This window comes from Enterobacter sp. 01-M-02-SI-ECC (assembly GCF_047530595.1).
Classification (GTDB): Bacteria; Pseudomonadota; Gammaproteobacteria; order Enterobacterales; family Enterobacteriaceae; genus Enterobacter; species Enterobacter cloacae_M.
The window spans coordinates 1-16,215 of the sequence record NZ_JBLKCZ010000001.1; the positions used below are offsets into that span (position 1 = coordinate 1).

At 59.6% G+C, this 16,215-nt stretch carries 14 protein-coding genes and 2 pseudogenes; 10 read left to right on the forward strand and 6 right to left on the reverse strand.

The annotated features are described in order from the left end of the window. Positions 1-98 precede the first annotated feature (98 nt). A pseudogene (locus ACMWLG_RS00005) lies at positions 99-350 on the reverse strand (HAD-IIB family hydrolase); the annotation flags it as partial. A 160-nt stretch (positions 351-510) separates the two neighbouring features. Continuing rightward, positions 511-723 (reverse strand): annotated as a pseudogene (locus ACMWLG_RS00010) (HAD-IIB family hydrolase); the annotation flags it as partial. A gap of 140 nt (positions 724-863) precedes the next feature. On the opposite strand from ACMWLG_RS00010, the gene pgl reads away from it, so the two are divergent. Further along, positions 864-1,859, forward strand: a complete 996-nt coding sequence (gene pgl, locus ACMWLG_RS00015) for a 6-phosphogluconolactonase (RefSeq protein ID WP_023310837.1) — start codon at positions 864-866, stop codon at positions 1,857-1,859. A 77-nt stretch (positions 1,860-1,936) separates the two neighbouring features. Here the strand turns inward: pgl and ACMWLG_RS00020 are convergent, their stop codons facing one another. After that, entirely contained in the window at positions 1,937-3,220 is a 1,284-nt protein-coding gene (locus ACMWLG_RS00020; RefSeq protein WP_045403801.1) for a putative acyl-CoA thioester hydrolase, read from the reverse strand. Between the two features lie 226 nt (positions 3,221-3,446). Between ACMWLG_RS00020 and hutI the strand changes: the two genes are divergently transcribed. From hutI to hutH, 5 genes are all read left to right on the forward strand, one after another. Further along, the gene (hutI, locus tag ACMWLG_RS00025; protein ID WP_045403798.1) at positions 3,447-4,670 is read left to right on the forward strand and encodes an imidazolonepropionase; all 1,224 of its coding nucleotides are present in this window, start codon (positions 3,447-3,449) and stop codon (positions 4,668-4,670) included. Further along, positions 4,667-5,605: a formimidoylglutamase gene (hutG, locus tag ACMWLG_RS00030; protein WP_045403796.1), complete on the forward strand. Its 939-nt coding sequence runs from the start codon at positions 4,667-4,669 to the stop codon at positions 5,603-5,605. Before hutI ends, hutG begins: the two co-directional genes overlap by 4 nt. 19 nt (positions 5,606-5,624) lie before the next feature. After that, complete coding sequence (locus tag ACMWLG_RS00035) at positions 5,625-6,359, forward strand: histidine utilization repressor (protein ID WP_023310841.1); 735 nt, start codon at positions 5,625-5,627, stop codon at positions 6,357-6,359. A gap of 127 nt (positions 6,360-6,486) precedes the next feature. After that, a complete protein-coding gene (hutU, locus tag ACMWLG_RS00040; RefSeq protein WP_045355747.1) occupies positions 6,487-8,172 on the forward strand; it encodes a urocanate hydratase in 1,686 nt (561 codons plus the stop codon). Continuing rightward, complete coding sequence (gene hutH, locus ACMWLG_RS00045; protein ID WP_023310843.1) at positions 8,172-9,692, forward strand: histidine ammonia-lyase; 1,521 nt, start codon at positions 8,172-8,174, stop codon at positions 9,690-9,692. Before hutU ends, hutH begins: the two co-directional genes overlap by 1 nt. Positions 9,693-9,790: 98 nt before the next feature. On the opposite strand, the gene ACMWLG_RS00050 is transcribed toward hutH, so the two are convergent. Both ACMWLG_RS00050 and bioA read right to left on the reverse strand, forming a co-directional pair. Further along, positions 9,791-10,267, reverse strand: coding sequence for a kinase inhibitor (locus ACMWLG_RS00050; RefSeq protein WP_008501131.1), 477 nt, complete (start codon positions 10,265-10,267; stop codon positions 9,791-9,793). Between the two features lie 48 nt (positions 10,268-10,315). Continuing rightward, positions 10,316-11,605: an adenosylmethionine--8-amino-7-oxononanoate transaminase gene (gene bioA, locus ACMWLG_RS00055; RefSeq protein WP_072254530.1), complete on the reverse strand. Its 1,290-nt coding sequence runs from the start codon at positions 11,603-11,605 to the stop codon at positions 10,316-10,318. A gap of 86 nt (positions 11,606-11,691) precedes the next feature. Here bioA and bioB point away from each other — a divergent pair, with 86 nt between their 5' ends. Genes bioB through bioD form a run of 4 tightly spaced genes read left to right on the forward strand, consistent with a single transcriptional unit; the run spans position 11,692 to position 15,319 of the window. Then, the gene (bioB, locus tag ACMWLG_RS00060; protein WP_033144975.1) at positions 11,692-12,732 is read left to right on the forward strand and encodes a biotin synthase BioB; all 1,041 of its coding nucleotides are present in this window, start codon (positions 11,692-11,694) and stop codon (positions 12,730-12,732) included. Continuing rightward, the gene (bioF, locus tag ACMWLG_RS00065; RefSeq protein WP_045403790.1) at positions 12,729-13,886 is read left to right on the forward strand and encodes an 8-amino-7-oxononanoate synthase; all 1,158 of its coding nucleotides are present in this window, start codon (positions 12,729-12,731) and stop codon (positions 13,884-13,886) included. Before bioB ends, bioF begins: the two co-directional genes overlap by 4 nt. Further along, entirely contained in the window at positions 13,870-14,625 is a 756-nt protein-coding gene (bioC, locus tag ACMWLG_RS00070) for a malonyl-ACP O-methyltransferase BioC (protein WP_045403788.1), read from the forward strand. Before bioF ends, bioC begins: the two co-directional genes overlap by 17 nt. Further along, positions 14,618-15,319 (forward strand): dethiobiotin synthase, encoded by a 702-nt coding sequence (gene bioD / locus ACMWLG_RS00075; RefSeq protein ID WP_045403786.1) that lies wholly within the window; start codon positions 14,618-14,620, stop codon positions 15,317-15,319. Before bioC ends, bioD begins: the two co-directional genes overlap by 8 nt. Here bioD and ACMWLG_RS00080 read toward each other — a convergent pair. Further along, entirely contained in the window at positions 15,282-16,004 is a 723-nt protein-coding gene (locus ACMWLG_RS00080; protein ID WP_023310849.1) for an ABC transporter ATP-binding protein, read from the reverse strand. The two genes, bioD and ACMWLG_RS00080, sit on opposite strands and share 38 nt — an antisense overlap. Positions 16,005-16,215: the final 211 nt, after the last annotated feature.

A 16,215-nucleotide genomic window follows, 5' to 3' on the forward strand; every position in this document is an offset into this window, starting at 1 on the left:
ACCGTCTGAATTTGCAGCGGGCTGGAGAAAGGGTCATTCTGAGAATGAAGATTCCGACGTTACTAACTGAGTGTTGTATCTAATCGTGGGGGCAGGTCAGGGTCTGAGGCAATAACTCTTTTTTCGGCGTAATCGTACAATAAAGCACCGTTACAACATATAGCTGGTGTATTCAGTGCTAATGCCTGATAAAAAGGATGGATGGCTACAAAGTGCCGTCCGGTAACTATGACAACCTTTGCCCCTGATTTACGGGCATTCTGTAGGGCAGTTAATGAGGCTGGTAAAATAGTTTTTTCTGGCGTCAATAAAGTGCCGTCCAGATCAAGGGCGATTACCTGATAGTCCATGTAGAGATTCACCTGATTTTGGTATGTAGTTTTTCCGATAGTACACCGCTTTGCGGGTACGACGAAACAAGGTGAAGAGTCTTGTTGAGCACTGGAACAGCGTTGGATACTGGCGTATTGCCCTGGATGGGTAAAAATGTTGTAATAAGCGTCACACACTCAAATAAGTGCCATTACAACAAATTGCAGGTGTATCTAACGCCAGTGCCTGATAAAAAGGGTGAATGGCAACGTGATGTCGACCCGTTACGATAAGGAGTTGATATCCCGCTTCCTGCGCGCGTTTTAGCGCCTCAAGGGAGGAGGGGAGAAGGGTTTTTTGCGGCGTCAGTAAGGTACCGTCTAAATCCAGAGCAATCACACGCGAGGTCATCTGTTTTCCCGGGTTAATATTGAATTTACGTTTTGATGGGATGGTACACCGAGAGGCGAACGCTTCAAAACTCCTGTCGACAATTCAGCATTCACCGTCAAAAGTTAACTACTTTCATGCGCAGTGAGGAGTGAATATTCATGAAACAAACCGTTTATACCGCCAGTCCTGAAAGCCAGCAGATCCACGTCTGGCGTTTAAATACCGAAGGGACACTCACGCTGGTTCAGGTTGTAGATGTGCCAGGCCAGGTGCAACCGATGGTCATCAGCCCGGATAAACGTTTCTTGTACGTGGGTGTGCGCCCGGAGTTTCGCGTGCTGGCCTATCGCATTTCTCCGGACGATGGCGCGCTGACGTACACTGCCGAAGCCCCGTTGCCGGGCAGCCCAACCCATATCTCGACCGATCGTAAAGGCAACTTTGTCTTCAGCGGCTCTTATAATGCGGGCTGCGTCAGCGTAACGCGTCTGGAAGAGGGCATTCCGGTCGAAACCGTGGATGTGGTGGAAGGGCTTGAAGGCTGCCACTCGGCGAATATCTCTCCGGATAACCGCACGCTGTGGGTGCCTGCGCTGAAGCAGGATCGTATCTGCCTGTTCACCCTGAGCGACGATGGTCACCTGGTGGCGCAGAATCCTGCCGAAGTGACTACCGTTGAAGGTGCCGGCCCGCGCCATATGGTCTTCCATCCGAACCAGCAGTACGCCTATGTGGTTAATGAACTGAACAGCTCGGTGGACGTATGGGAGCTGAAAGATCCTAACGGCCAGATCGAGTGCGTGCAGACGCTGGACATGATGCCGTCTGATTTCTCCGATACCCGCTGGGCGGCGGATATCCACATTACGCCAAATGGTCGCCATCTGTACGCCTGTGACCGTACCTCCAGCCTCATTACCGTGTTTAGCGTCTCTGAAGACGGCAGCGTGCTGGCGATTGAAGGGTTCCAGCCAACGGAAACCCAGCCGCGCGGCTTTAATATCGATCACAGCGGTAAATACCTGATTGCGGCGGGGCAGAAATCCCACCACATCGCGCTGTATGAAATTAAAGGCGAGCAGGGGCTATTGGAAGAGAAAGGACGTTACGCCGTAGGCCAGGGGCCAATGTGGGTCGTGGTAAACGCTCACTAAGCGGCTACAAACAAAAAACCTCGCGAATGCGAGGTTTTTTTATGCCCGGTAAACGCAGCGCCACCCGGCAAAACAGCTTACTGCTTCGGCTCAGCAACCACTTTGCTACCCAGACCGCGGTTGTTGTATTCCCACATGCGGTTGAAGTTAGCGTCGTTCAGGTTGCGCTGCACGTTCCCTTTATCATCCACCGCACCGGTATTACCGGAGAATGGACGTTTGGAGATCGCGGCATCAGCCCACGGCTTCGCCATGTTGAAGCCTTCGTTGATCACGCTGTCGCGGATCACGACCTGACCGTTGGTCGCAGAGTCCACGTCCAGGGAGCGTCCCAGCTGCGCCACGCCGTCACCGGCAGCGTTAAAGCGGCTATTCACGGCCAGGAAGCCGTAGAAGAGGTTAGACTGGGTTGCCGGAGCAAACACGTAACCTTCCTGCTGAGTACGTGAGTTCACCACGCGGAAATCGGTATTATCAAACACCACCGCGCCGCGACCGGACACCAGATCCACGTCACCTTCAACGTAGCTGTTGGTCACCAGGGTACGGGTCAGGCGGTTATTCTGCAGGGTGTTCTGCACGCCGCTGTTGGTCACGAAGAAGGTGTTCTGACGGCCAAGAAGGTTGACGTTGTTAATCTGCACCTTATCGCCATCGCTACGCAGCGCAACGGCCTGGTGGCTGCCGGCATCAACGCTGTCGCCCAGGGTATTCTGAATGGTCAGGTTCTGCAGCTGCAGACCGTTATTCTGAGACCAGAACACCGCCGAGCACATCACGCCAATGGTGGCGGAACGCTTGCTCTGGCAGTTATCAAACATATACCACGCCGGTTTGCCCGGCATATATTTACCGGCCGGGTTCACCAGGTGACGCCAGGTGTTGCTGTCGATTTCGGAATCAATCGCCAGGCCAATTTTTACGTCGATCGCTTTTTCGCCCAGACCATAAAGCGTAATGCTGCCCGGTGCCGCCGGAACATACACGGTGCCTTCATATTCACCCGGCAGGATCGCGATGTACTGGCGAGACGCGCTGTGTTTAGTGATGGCAGCATCAACCGCAGCCTGAATAGAGGTGTGCGTTACGCCCTGCGCACCCGCCGGGCCAACCACGAAGTCAGGCTGTTTAGGCAGGTTGATAGAAGACGGTGTCCACGGCGCAGCGTTAGGATCCATCGCCGAGAAGTAGTGCGCACGATCGAAGTTCTTCGCTTCATCAGCGGACAAAATCGGGCGGGAGGCGGTACCGGGCGCAACCTGCTCAGAAGGGCGCTGATCCGGTGGTGTTGAACTGCATGCGGATAAGGTCACGCCAAAGGCGAGTGCTAACGCCAGACGGGAAATCCTGGAAATGTTCAAGGTAGAGCTCCTGGGTATGCAAGTCTTAAACGGGATAGACGAAATAGCCTGCTTTTTTATACTAAGTTGAGCGAAACGGGAAGATAAAAAGGGTAAAAGTTGCATTTTTAGCCCCGGAGCGGCAGGTAAGTGATCACAAATAAATAACATTTTCAGTCAAGGCGGTTGACAGTAGACGGTGGATGCAAATAAATGTCTATACAACCTAAGACAAGTGGAATGCCCCATGCAGCAGATTCATCCCGACGATGTAATATGGCGAAATGCGCGACTGGCTACGATGGCTCCGGACGTACCTGCGCCTTATGGACTGAAAGAGCAACATGCCCTGGTCGTGCGCGGCCACACTATTCTGGCCGCGATCCCTGAATCTGACATTCCTTCCGGACTCCGTCACTGTGTCGATCTTCAGGGTCGTCTGGTCACGCCTGGCCTGATTGACTGCCATACCCACCTGGTATTTGGCGGCGATCGCGCGGCGGAATGGGAGCAGCGTCTGAACGGTGTCTCTTATCAAACCATCAGCGCCCAGGGGGGCGGGATTAACGCGACCGTGACGGCGACGCGCAGCAGTTCAGCCGAAACCTTGCTGAAACTGGCGCAGCAGCGGCTCCAGCGTCTCATGAATGAAGGCGTGACGACCGTTGAAATCAAATCGGGATACGGGCTCAACGCCGAGGCCGAAGAGAAGATGCTGCAGGTTGCCCGCCAGCTGCGCCTCAATAATCCGATCGATATCAGCCCAACGCTACTTGCGGCCCATGCGGTTCCGCCGGAATACCGGCAGGATCCTGATGCGTACCTCACGCTGGTCTGTGAGCAGATACTGCCCACGCTGTGGCAAAAAGAGTTATATGAAGCAGTCGACGTGTTTTGTGAAAACGTCGGCTTTACCCCGTCGCAAACCGAGCGACTCTTCAAGGCCGCCGCCGCGCTGGGTATCCCGGTGAAAGGGCATGTCGAACAGCTGTCGAATCAGGGCGGCGCGTCGCTGGTCAGCCAGTATAAGGGCCTTTCCGCCGATCATATTGAGTATCTCGATGACGCAGGCGTTCAGGCGATGGCGCAAAGCGGCACGGTTGCCGTCCTGTTGCCGGGTGCGTTCTATTTTCTTCAGGAGCGCCAGCGTCCACCGGTTGAACAGCTCAGAAAACGGGGCGTGCCGATGGCGGTCGCCACCGACTATAACCCCGGCACCAGCCCATTTGCGAGCCTGCACCTGGCGATGAACATGGCCTGCGTCCAGTTTGGCCTGACCCCGGAAGAAGCCTGGGCTGGCGTCACGCGCCATGCCGCGCAGGCGCTGGGCCGCGGGGAAACTCACGGACAGCTGCGGGCTGGGTTTGTCGCCGATTTTATCGTCTGGGATGCGCATCATCCGGTAGAGATGGTCTACGAGCCGGGACGCAACCCGCTGTATCAACGTATTTTCCGTGGGGAGGCAGTATGAGGTTATGGCGGCCCGTAGCCGAAACCGTCTGGCAGGGGCGCGATGACAGCGCCGAGGCCAGCAGCGCAAAGCGCATTTTCCAGACGATAAAGCAGCAGGGCCAGTTCACGCCGCTTTCATCCGGCATCGCGCTGATAGGCTTTGAATGTGATGAAGGGGTAAAACGCAATCAGGGCAGGCCCGGCGCCGTGCAGGCGCCTGATGTGCTGCGTAAGGCGCTGGCAAATATGGCAAGCCATCTGGGACACGAGCGGCTGGCGGATATGGGCTCGGTGTACGTTGAAGGCGGCGAGCTGGAAGCGGCACAGCAGGCGTTAAGCGATGCCGTCACGGCCTGTCAGCAGTCCGGGATGCGGACGCTGGTGTTTGGCGGCGGGCACGAAACCGCGTGGGCGCACGGTCGCGGCGTGCTGGACGCCTTCCCGAGCGAGCGGGTTGTCATTATCAACCTTGATGCCCATCTCGATCTGCGCAAGGCCGACCGGGCCACATCCGGCACCCCGTTTCGCCAGCTGGCGCGCTACTGCGATGAGCGCGGGCGGGAATTTCACTACGCCTGCCTTGGCGTGAGCCGGGCGGCGAACACGCAGGCTTTGTGGGATGAGGCCGAACGCCTGAACGTCACGCTGGTGGAAGATCTCCATTTCAGGCGCGATGCGCTATCCGCCCTGGAAAGGGTGCTGGCGCAGGCCGATCGTATCTATCTGACAATCGACCTGGACGTCCTGCCCGCCAGCGAAATGCCTGCCGTGTCCGCACCGGCTGCGTTAGGCATACCGGCGCTGGATCTTCTCCCGGTTATCGAACAAATCTGCCGCAGCGGTAAGCTACAGGCCGCCGATCTGGTAGAGTTTAACCCGCAGTACGATCGGGACGGGCAGGGCGCTAAGCTCGCCGCCCGCCTGGCCTGGCAAATTGCTCACTGGTGGGCATAACACTATTCAAGGAGTCACGATGTTTTCACGCTCACCTCTGCCGCAGTCGAGCCCTCCCGCGCCTTTCTATGAAAAGGTGAAGCAGGCAATTAGCGAAAAAATCGCTACCGGCGTCTGGCGCCCGCACGATCGCATTCCTTCCGAGGCCGAGCTGGTGGCGCAGTTTGGTTTTAGCCGGATGACCGTCAACCGGGCGCTGCGCGAGCTGACCGACGAAGGGCTTCTGGTGCGCCTGCAGGGCGTGGGGACGTTTGTGGCGGAACCGAAAGGACAGTCGGCGCTGTTTGAAATCCGCAGCATTGCGGACGAGATAGCCGCGCGTAATCATCAGCACCGCTGCGAGGTGCTGGTGCTCGAAGAGACCCAGGCCAGCGCCGAGCAGGCCACAGAGCTTAACGTCAAGGAGGGAAGCCGCATCTTCCACTCCGTGATGGTGCATTTCGAAAACGACATTCCGGTGCAGATTGAAGATCGCTGCGTTAACGCTGAGCGGATACCGGACTATCTGAACCAGGATTACACCCAGACCACGCCGCATGCCTATCTCTCGCTCGTCGCACCGCTGACTGAAGGGGAGCACATTGTGGAGGCCGTGCGCGCCACGCCGCAGGAGTGCGAAAGGCTGCGCATTAAAGAGCACGATCCGTGCCTGCTGATCCGCCGCCGTACCTGGTCCTCGTCGCACATTGTGTCGCATGCCCGGCTGCTTTTCCCGGGGAATCGCTACCGGCTGCAGGGCCACTTCATGTCATAAGTTTTATAAGCGTGATCGCTAACGCAATATAACAAAATTGTATCTTTTTTGTTAAATCTGACCTTGTGTGTGCTTGTCTATACAAGTATATCTAAATGCATCATCTGTCCCCTATGAGGAGCACACAATGTCGTCAGGTAAATACCGCCAGCAGGACGTCCGCGCCGCGCGCGGCACCACGCTTACCGCCAAAAGCTGGCTCACCGAAGCCCCGCTGCGCATGTTGATGAACAACCTCGACCCTGAGGTGGCGGAGAACCCCCACGAGCTGGTGGTCTACGGCGGCATAGGCCGCGCCGCGCGCAACTGGGAATGCTATGACGCGATTGTAAAATCTCTGACCGAACTCGAACACGACGAAACCCTGCTGGTGCAGTCCGGCAAGCCGGTTGGCGTGTTTAAAACGCACAAAAACGCGCCGCGCGTGCTGATCGCTAACTCTAACCTCGTGCCGCACTGGGCCACGTGGGAACACTTCAACGAACTGGATGCGAAAGGGCTGGCGATGTATGGCCAGATGACCGCCGGGAGCTGGATCTACATCGGCAGCCAGGGGATCGTGCAGGGCACCTACGAAACCTTCGTGGAAGCCGGTCGCCAGCACTATAACGGCTCGCTCAAAGGTCGCTGGGTGCTGACCGCGGGTCTCGGCGGCATGGGCGGCGCGCAGCCGCTGGCCGCCACGCTTGCCGGCGCGTGCTCGCTCAACATTGAGTGCCAGCAGAGCCGCATTGATTTCCGTCTGCGCACCCGCTACGTCGATGAGCAGGCAACCGATCTGGACGATGCGCTGGCGCGCATCAAAAAATACACCTCCGAAGGCAAAGCGGTGTCGATTGCCCTGTGCGGCAACGCGGCGGACATTCTTCCTGAACTCGTCGCCCGCGGCGTGCGCCCGGATCTGGTCACCGACCAGACCAGCGCCCATGACCCGCTGCACGGCTATCTGCCAAAAGGCTGGACGTGGGAAGAATATCAGCAAAAAGCGGAAACCGACCCGGAAGGCACGGTGCTTGCCGCGAAACGCTCTATGGCGGAACACGTCTCAGCGATGCTGGCCTTCAGCCAGATGGGCATTCCGACCTTTGACTACGGCAACAACATTCGCCAGATGGCGAAAGAGATGGGCGTGAATAACGCCTTTGACTTCCCGGGCTTCGTTCCTGCCTATATTCGCCCGCTGTTCTGCCGCGGTATCGGTCCGTTCCGCTGGGTTGCCCTGTCCGGTGACCCGGAGGATATCTACAAAACCGACGCCAAAGTGAAGGAGATCGTCGCTGATGACGAACATCTTCACCACTGGCTGGATATGGCCCGCGAGCGCATTAACTTCCAGGGCCTGCCGGCGCGTATCTGCTGGGTAGGGCTGGAGTGGCGTCAAAAACTCGGCCTCGCCTTCAACGAAATGGTGCGCAGCGGTGAAGTCTCCGCGCCGATCGTCATCGGCCGCGACCACCTGGACTCCGGCTCCGTCGCCAGCCCGAACCGCGAAACCGAAGCCATGCGCGACGGCTCGGATGCGGTCTCCGACTGGCCGTTGCTGAACGCTCTGCTGAATACCGCCAGCGGCGCGACCTGGGTGTCGCTGCACCACGGCGGCGGCGTGGGGATGGGCTTCTCCCAGCATTCCGGGATGGTCATCGTCTGCGACGGAACCGATGAAGCCGCCGCGCGTATCGCTCGCGTACTGCACAACGACCCGGCAACCGGCGTGATGCGTCACGCGGATGCGGGTTACGAAATTGCCATTGACTGTGCCAAAGAGCAGGGCCTTAACCTGCCGATGATCCCTGCCACACAAGGAAAGCATTAATGAACGCATTAACACTCACTCCCGGCTCGCTGACGCTCAAGCAGCTGCGTAACGTCTGGCGCAAGCCGGTCACCCTTTCGCTGGATGCAAGTGCCCATGCCGCCATTAACGACAGCGTCGCCTGCGTCGAAGCCATCGTTGCCGAAGGGCGCACCGCCTACGGGATTAACACCGGCTTTGGCCTGCTGGCGCAGACCCGCATCGCGACACACGATCTGGAAAACTTACAGCGTTCGCTGGTGCTGTCACACGCGGCGGGCGTGGGTCAGCCGCTGGATGATGAGATTGTCCGTCTGATGATGGTGCTCAAAATCAACAGCCTGGCCCGCGGCTTCTCCGGCATTCGACTGAGCGTGATTCAGGCGCTGATGGCGCTGGTCAATGCGGAAGTCTATCCGTGGATCCCGGCAAAAGGTTCCGTCGGTGCCTCCGGCGATCTTGCGCCGCTGGCGCACATGTCGCTGCTGCTGCTGGGGGAAGGCAAAGCGCGCTGGCAGGGCGAGTGGCTTCCTGCGAAAGAGGCGCTGAAAAAAGCCGGGTTAAACCCGATCACCCTGGCGGCGAAAGAGGGGCTGGCGCTGCTGAACGGCACGCAGGCATCGACCGCTTTCGCGCTGCGCGGCCTGTTTGAAGCGGAAGATCTGTTTGCCTCAGCGGTGGTGTGCGGTGCGCTGACCACCGAAGCCGTGCTGGGCTCGCGTCGCCCGTTCGATGCCCGCATCCACGAGGTGCGCGGTCAGCGCGGGCAGATTGATGTCGCCGCGATGTACCGTCACGTGCTTACCGACACCAGCGAGATCGCGGATTCACACCACAACTGCGAGAAGGTTCAGGATCCCTATTCCCTGCGCTGCCAGCCGCAGGTGATGGGCGCGTGCCTGACGCAGCTGCGCCAGGCGGCAGAAGTGCTGCTGGTGGAGGCCAACGCGGTGTCCGATAACCCGCTGGTGTTCGCCCAGGAAAACGAGGTGGTCTCCGGGGGCAACTTCCATGCCGAGCCGGTGGCAATGGCGGCGGATAATATCGCCCTGGCGATTGCCGAAGTCGGCGCGTTGTCCGAGCGCCGCATCGCGCTGATGATGGATAAACATATGTCCCAGCTGCCGCCGTTCCTGGTGCGTAACGGCGGGGTCAACTCGGGCTTTATGATTGCCCAGGTGACCGCGGCGGCGCTGGCGAGCGAGAACAAAGCCCTGTCGCACCCGCACAGCGTGGACAGCCTGCCAACGTCAGCGAACCAGGAAGATCACGTTTCGATGGCGCCGGCTGCCGGGCGTCGTCTGTGGGAAATGGCCTCCAACACCCGCGGCGTGCTGGCGGTGGAGTGGCTGGCGGCATGTCAGGGTGTCGATCTGCGTGAAGGGCTAAAATCCAGCCCGCTGCTGGAGCAGGCGCGTCATGTGCTGCGCGAGCACGTATCGCACTACGATGATGACCGCTTCTTTGCGCCGGATATTGATAAGGCGATGCAGCTTCTGGAAGAGGGAAGCCTTGTAGGACTGTTACCTTCGGTGCTGTGATTTTTTGCCCTCACCCTCTCCCACAGGGAGAGGGAATTGCCCGGTTTTCACCCTCTCCCTGTGGGAGAGGGCTGGGGTGAGGGCATCAGCCCGCACTATTATGAATACATCGCCGTAATCGACGCGCTGCCCAGCGAATGGAAATGCACGTTAAACCCTACCATCGCGCCGCTCGCCCCTTCATCGACCTCAATCTTCTCCACATCCAGCGCGTGCACCGTGAAGATATAGCGGTGGGTTTCCCCTTTTGGCGGCGCCGCGCCGCCGTAGCCCGCTTTACCAAAATCGGTGCGCGTCTGAATGGCGCCTTCAGGCAGGGCAACCAGGTCTGAACCTGAACCCTGCGGCAGGACGCGCGTGTCGGCAGGCAGGTTCGCCACAATCCAGTGCCACCAGCCGGAGCCGGTCGGCGCATCCGGGTCGTAGCAGGTCACGACAAAGCTTTTTGTTCCGGCCGGAACCTCATCCCACGCCAGGTGCGGGGAGATGTTGTCTCCCTGATACCCCATGCCGTTGAATACGTGGCGTTCCGGCAGTTTTTCACCGTCGCGCAGATCTTTACTGATGATTTTCATACGGTTTACCCTTGTTGATCGCTCGTTCAGCAAGTGTAATGCATAGGGTTACATCGTGAAATGCGCGGGAATGTTAACGGCTGTTACAACCGCGTCGGTTAATTTACGCAGCTGCTCTGGCGTAATGCTGTACGGCGGCATCAGGTAGATAAGCTTGCCGAAAGGCCGCACCCAGACGCCCTGCTCAACGAAGAAGCGCTGCAGCGCCGCCATATTCACAGGATGGGTGGTTTCAATCACGCCGATGGCGCCCAGCACGCGCACGTCTGCCACGAAATTTGCGCCAGAGGCGGCGCTCAGCTCCTCTTTCAGCTGCGCCTCAATCGCCGCCACCTGCGTCTGCCACTCGCCGCTCTCCAGAATGGCGAGGCTTTCGCTTGCGACGGCGCAGGCCAGCGGGTTGCCCATAAACGTCGGGCCGTGCATAAAGCAGCCGGCCTCGCCGTCGCTGATGGTGTCGGCCACCTGGCGGGTCGTGAGCGTGGCGGAGAGCGTCATGGTGCCGCCGGTCAGCGCCTTGCCCAGACACAGTATATCCGGCGCAATGCCCGCATGTTCGCAGGCAAACAGCTTGCCGGTGCGGCCAAAGCCGGTGGCGATCTCATCGGCAATCAGCAGAATGCCCTCGCGGTCGCACATCTTGCGAATACGCCTCAGCCATTCCGGATGGTACATCCGCATTCCGCCTGCGCCCTGCACAATCGGCTCCAGGATCACGGCGGCGATTTCATGGCGATGCGCCGCCATCAGCCGCGCGAAGCCGACCATGTCCATCTCGTTCCACTCGCCGTCGAAACGGCTCTGCGGGGCAGGGGCAAACAGGTTTTCCGGCAGATAGCCTTTCCACAGGCTGTGCATCGAGTTGTCCGGATCGCACACCGACATCGCCCCGAAGGTATCCCCATGATAGCCGTTGCGGAAGGTGAGGAAGCGCTGGCGCGTTTCACCCTTCGCGTGCCAGTACTGCAGCGCCATTTTCATCGCCACTTCCACCGCCACGGAGCCGGAATCGGCCAGGAACACGCACTCCAGCGATTCAGGCGTCATCGCCACCAGGCGACGGCATAAATCCACCGCGGGCTGATGGGTGATTCCGCCAAACATCACGTGCGACATCTGGTCAATCTGGGCCTTCATCGCCGCATTCAGGCGCGGGTGGTTGTACCCGTGAATGGCCGCCCACCACGAAGACATCCCGTCAACGAGCTGTTCGCCGCTGGCGAGGTGCAGCTCGCAGCCGTGGGCCGAGGCCACCGGATAAACGGGAAGAGGGCGGGTAGTGGAAGTGTAAGGGTGCCAGATATGCTGCTTGTCGAAGGCGAGATCGTCCTGGGTCATAATCGACTTGTAAACCATTTTGAAAAGTTTTAGGTTTACGAGTATAAACCGAACCGAAAATTAACAAAACCCTTTGGAGAAGCCCGATGGCTCACCACGCACGCTGGACGATGTCGCAAGTCACTGAATTATTCAACAAACCTTTCCTTGAGCTGATGTTCGAAGCCCAACAGGTGCATCGTCAGCACTTCGATCCGCGCCATGTTCAGGTCAGCACGCTGCTGTCGATCAAAACCGGTGCCTGTCCTGAAGACTGCAAATATTGCCCGCAGAGCGCGCGCTACAAAACCGGTCTCGAATCCGAACGGCTGATGGAAGTGGAGCAGGTGCTCGACTCCGCTCGCAAGGCGAAAAACGCCGGCTCGACCCGCTTCTGCATGGGCGCGGCGTGGAAGAACCCGCACGACCGCGACATGCCGTATCTGGAGCAGATGGTGAAGGGCGTGAAGGAGATGGGCCTCGAAGCCTGTATGACGCTCGGCACATTAAACGAGGAGCAGGCGCAGCGCCTCTCCGCCGCAGGGCTGGACTACTACAACCACAACCTCGACACCTCGCCGGAGTTTTACGGCAACATCATCACCACGAGGACCTATCAGGAGCGTCTGGACACGCTGGATAAAGTGCGTGACGCGGGGATCAAGGTCTGCTCGGGCGGTATTGTCGGCTTAGGCGAAACGGTGAAAGACCGCGCGGGCCTGCTGCTGCAGCTGGCAAACCTGCCGACCCCGCCGGAAAGCGTGCCGATCAACATGCTGGTGAAGGTTAAGGGAACGCCGCTGGCGGACAACGACGACGTGGATGCGTTTGATTTTATTCGCACCATCGCGGTGGCGCGCATCATGATGCCGACCTCTTTCGTGCGCCTCTCTGCCGGTCGCGAGCAGATGAACGAGCAGACCCAGGCGATGTGCTTTATGGCCGGAGCCAACTCCATCTTCTACGGCTGCAAGCTGCTGACCACGCCGAACCCGGAAGAGGACAAAGACGTTCAGCTGTTCCGCAAACTGGGGCTTAACCCGCATCAGACCGAGGTGCTGACGGGCGATAACGAGCAACAGCAGCAGCTGGAGCAGCAGATTTTCAACGCCGACACCGACCAGTTCTACAACGCGGCAGCCGTATGACCTGGCAGGCACGCATTAATACCGCGCTGGACGAACGCCGGGCGGCAGAGGCGTTTCGCATTCGCAGGGTGGTGGAAAACGGCGCGGGCCGTTTTCTTACCCGCGAGGGGCGGCAGTTTTGTAATTTCTCCAGCAACGACTATCTCGGGCTGAGCCAGCATCCTGCCATCATCCGCGCCTGGCAGCAGGGTGCGGAGCGGTTTGGCGTGGGCAGCGGCGGCTCGGGACACGTCAGCGGCTACACCACGGCGCATCAGGCGCTGGAAGAGGCGCTTGCCGACTGGCTCGGCTACCCGCGCGCGCTGCTGTTCATCTCCGGCTTTGCCGCCAACCAGGCGGTCATTACCGCCCTGATGGGAAAAGAGGACCGTATTGTCGCTGACCGCCTGAGCCACGCCTCGCTGCTGGAGGCGGCAAATTTAAGCCCGGCGCAGCTGCGCCGCTTTACCCATAACGATGCGGGGCAACTCGCCGCGCTGCTGGATAAACCCTGCGACGGACAGCAGCTGGCGGTCACCGAAGGGGTGTTCAGCATGGACGGCGACAGCGCGCCGCTTGCCGCGCTGCACGAGGCCGCAAAGCGGCAAAACGCCTGGCTGCTGGTTGACGATGCCCACGGCATTGGCGTAATGGGTGGCGAAGGTCGCGGCAGCGCGCATCAGCAAAACGTAAAGCCGGAGCTGCTGATCGTCACCTTCGGCAAAGGCTTTGGCGTCAGCGGCGCCGCCGTGCTGTGCAGCGAGTCCGTCGCCGACTATCTGCTGCAGTTTGCCCGACACCTGATCTACAGCACCAGCATGCCTCCGGCGCAGGCCGTGGCGCTGTCTGCGTCGCTGGCGGTGATCCGCAGCGCGGAAGGGGATGTACGTCGTCAGCGGCTGGCAGAGCATATCTCCCGCTTCCGCAAGGGGCTAGCGGCGCTGCCCTTCCACAGCCCCGATTCGCAGAGCGCCATCCAGCCGGTGATCGTCGGCGAAAACGGCCGCGCGCTGGCGCTGGCACAGGCGCTGCGCGAGCGCGGCATGTGGGTTACAGCCATTCGCCCGCCAACGGTCCCGCCGGGTACCGCGCGGCTGCGTTTAACCCTGACGGCGGCGCATGACGCTCGGGATATCCAGACGCTGCTGGAGGCGCTCCATGACGCAGGTGAATAAGCAGGCCGTCGCGGCAGCATTTGGCCGGGCCGCGCAGAGCTATTCGCAGCACGATGAGCTGCAGCGTCAGAGCGCGCAGGGGCTTCTGGCCGCGCTTGGCGAGAACCGTTTTCCGCAGGTGCTGGACGCCGGCTGTGGTCCCGGCGGCAACAGCCGCTACTGGCGCGGGGCGGGAAGCCAAGTCACGGCTATCGACCTCTCAGAGCAGATGCTCGACGAGGCGCGTCAGAGGCAGGCAGCGGATCGCTATCTGCTGGCGGATATCGAGGCGATCCCGCTGGCGGATGCGCAGTTCGATCTGGTCTGGAGTCATCTGGCGGTCCAGTGGTGCAGCAGCCTGCCGCAGGCCTTGCGAGAGCTTTATCGCGTTGCGCGACCGGGCGGGAAGGTGGCCTTTACCACCCTGCTGGAAAGTTCGCTGCCGGAGCTGAATCAGGCGTGGAAAGCGGTGGATGAGCAGCCGCACGCTAACCGATTTTTATCGCATGAGCAGGTGACGCAGGCGCTGGCAGGCTGGCGCTATTGCAGCACGGTGCAGACCATCACCCTCAATTTTAGCGATGCGTTGAGCGCGATGCGCTCGCTGAAGGGCATCGGGGCCACGCACCTGCATACCGGACGCGAGAAAAAACCGTTGACCCGGGGACAGCTGCAGCGTCTGGAGCTGGCCTGGCCGCAGCAGCGGGGACATTTCCCGCTCTCTTATCAACTTTTTCATGGGATTATCGAACGTGAGTGAACGTTATTTTGTCACCGGAACGGATACGGAAGTGGGAAAAACGGTGGCCAGCTCGGCGCTGCTGCAGGCGGCGCGAAAGCTTGGGAAAAACACCGCCGGATATAAGCCGGTTGCTTCCGGCAGCGAGATGACGGCGGAAGGGTTACGCAATACCGACGCGCTGGCGCTCCAGCGTAACAGCACGCGTGAGCTTGCCTATTCAGCGGTGAATCCGTACACCTTTGCCGAGCCGACCTCGCCGCACATCATCAGCGCTGACGAAGGTCGTCCGATTGATTTCACCGTGCTGTCAGCCGGGTTACGGACGCTGGAAAGCCAGGCCGACTGGGTGCTGGTGGAAGGCGCAGGCGGCTGGTTTACGCCGCTTTCGGACACGCAGACGTTTGCTGACTGGGTGCAGGCCGAGCAGCTTCCCGTCATTCTGGTCGTCGGCGTCAGGCTGGGCTGCATCAATCACGCCATGTTGACCGCGCAGGCCGTACAGCAGGCCGGGCTGACGCTGGCGGGCTGGATAGCCAACGACGTGGTTGCGCCGGGGAAACGACACCAGGAGTATCTGGCGACGCTCAGGCGAGTACTTCCCGCCCCGTGCCTCGGGGAAATTCCCTGGCTTGCTGACGGCGTGGAAAATGCCGACACCGGGCGTTATCTCGATCTCAGCGTCTTGCTTCCCGCGACATCCAGTGCGCGATAAGCTCGTCATCCAGCTCGTTAACGTGGCCCTGCGCCACGTTACGCCCGCGATAGAGCATGCAGAAGCGGTCCGCAACCCGGCGGATAAACGACAGCTGCTGCTCCGCTAATAGCACCGTCATACCAAACTCCCGGTTTAAGCGCACCAGCAGCTGCCCCAGCTTCTGGGCGAAGCTGTGTCCTGCGCCGTGCAGAGGCTCATCGAGGATCAGCAGGTGCGGACGGTTCACCAGCGCATTAGCCAGCGCCAGCTGGTACTGGTCGTCCGGAGAGAGCGTGTTCGCACGGGCCAGTCGCAATGCGTAGAGCGCCGGAAACAGGTCGTAAACGTCATTTTTCGCCTCCGGGTTGGGTTTCCCCATCGCCCGCATGGCAATATGCAGATTCTCCTCAATCGTTAACTGGGAGAAGATCCGCCTGTCCTGCGGGACATAGCCTATCCCCGGTCCTGAGCGCTGTTCTGGCGGCAGGTTAAGCAAGTCGCGCGGCGGTGCGCCCGCCTCGTGCCAGATGATGCTACCGCTTTCAACGGGCACTCTCCCGGCGATGCAATTCATGAGGGTGGTTTTCCCCATCCCCGGCAGGCCAACGACGCCTGTACACATCCCTTGCGGAAAATCCAAATTCACGTTCCATAGCGTATGTTGGCTTCCGTAAAACTGATTCACAGCACGCAGACTCAACATCTTTTTCTCCTTAAAAATGTGTGTAGGTGAGGCTCGCGTTTGAATCTGCAAAACCCCTGCCAGAAACCGAAAAGTGTTCAAAAAAACGGCTTTTTTAGGAATAAGTCACCAGAGAGGGGCTGAGATAAAAGGGAATTGCACATCGACGGTGCTGGAGGTGGTGAGTTGTGGTGCAGAACCCGAAATGATGAAAATGTGAGCAAGATCCCAT

Bases quoted from the DNA above. Each gene is read 5' to 3' on its own strand.
- pgl (WP_023310837.1), top strand. From the start codon at position 864: ATGAAACAAACCGTTTATACCGCCAGTCCTGAAAGCCAGCAGATCCAC.
- hutU (WP_045355747.1), top strand. From the start codon at position 6,487: ATGTCGTCAGGTAAATACCGCCAGCAGGACGTCCGCGCCGCGCGCGGC.
- hutG (WP_045403796.1), top strand. From the start codon at position 4,667: ATGAGGTTATGGCGGCCCGTAGCCGAAACCGTCTGGCAGGGGCGCGAT.
- bioB (WP_033144975.1), top strand. From the start codon at position 11,692: ATGGCTCACCACGCACGCTGGACGATGTCGCAAGTCACTGAATTATTC.
- ACMWLG_RS00035 (WP_023310841.1), top strand. From the start codon at position 5,625: ATGTTTTCACGCTCACCTCTGCCGCAGTCGAGCCCTCCCGCGCCTTTC.
- bioF (WP_045403790.1), top strand. From the start codon at position 12,729: ATGACCTGGCAGGCACGCATTAATACCGCGCTGGACGAACGCCGGGCG.
- hutI (WP_045403798.1), top strand. From the start codon at position 3,447: ATGCAGCAGATTCATCCCGACGATGTAATATGGCGAAATGCGCGACTG.
- bioA (WP_072254530.1), bottom strand. From the start codon at position 11,605: ATGACCCAGGACGATCTCGCCTTCGACAAGCAGCATATCTGGCACCCT.
- ACMWLG_RS00080 (WP_023310849.1), bottom strand. From the start codon at position 16,004: ATGTTGAGTCTGCGTGCTGTGAATCAGTTTTACGGAAGCCAACATACG.
- hutH (WP_023310843.1), top strand. From the start codon at position 8,172: ATGAACGCATTAACACTCACTCCCGGCTCGCTGACGCTCAAGCAGCTG.
- ACMWLG_RS00050 (WP_008501131.1), bottom strand. From the start codon at position 10,267: ATGAAAATCATCAGTAAAGATCTGCGCGACGGTGAAAAACTGCCGGAA.
- bioC (WP_045403788.1), top strand. From the start codon at position 13,870: ATGACGCAGGTGAATAAGCAGGCCGTCGCGGCAGCATTTGGCCGGGCC.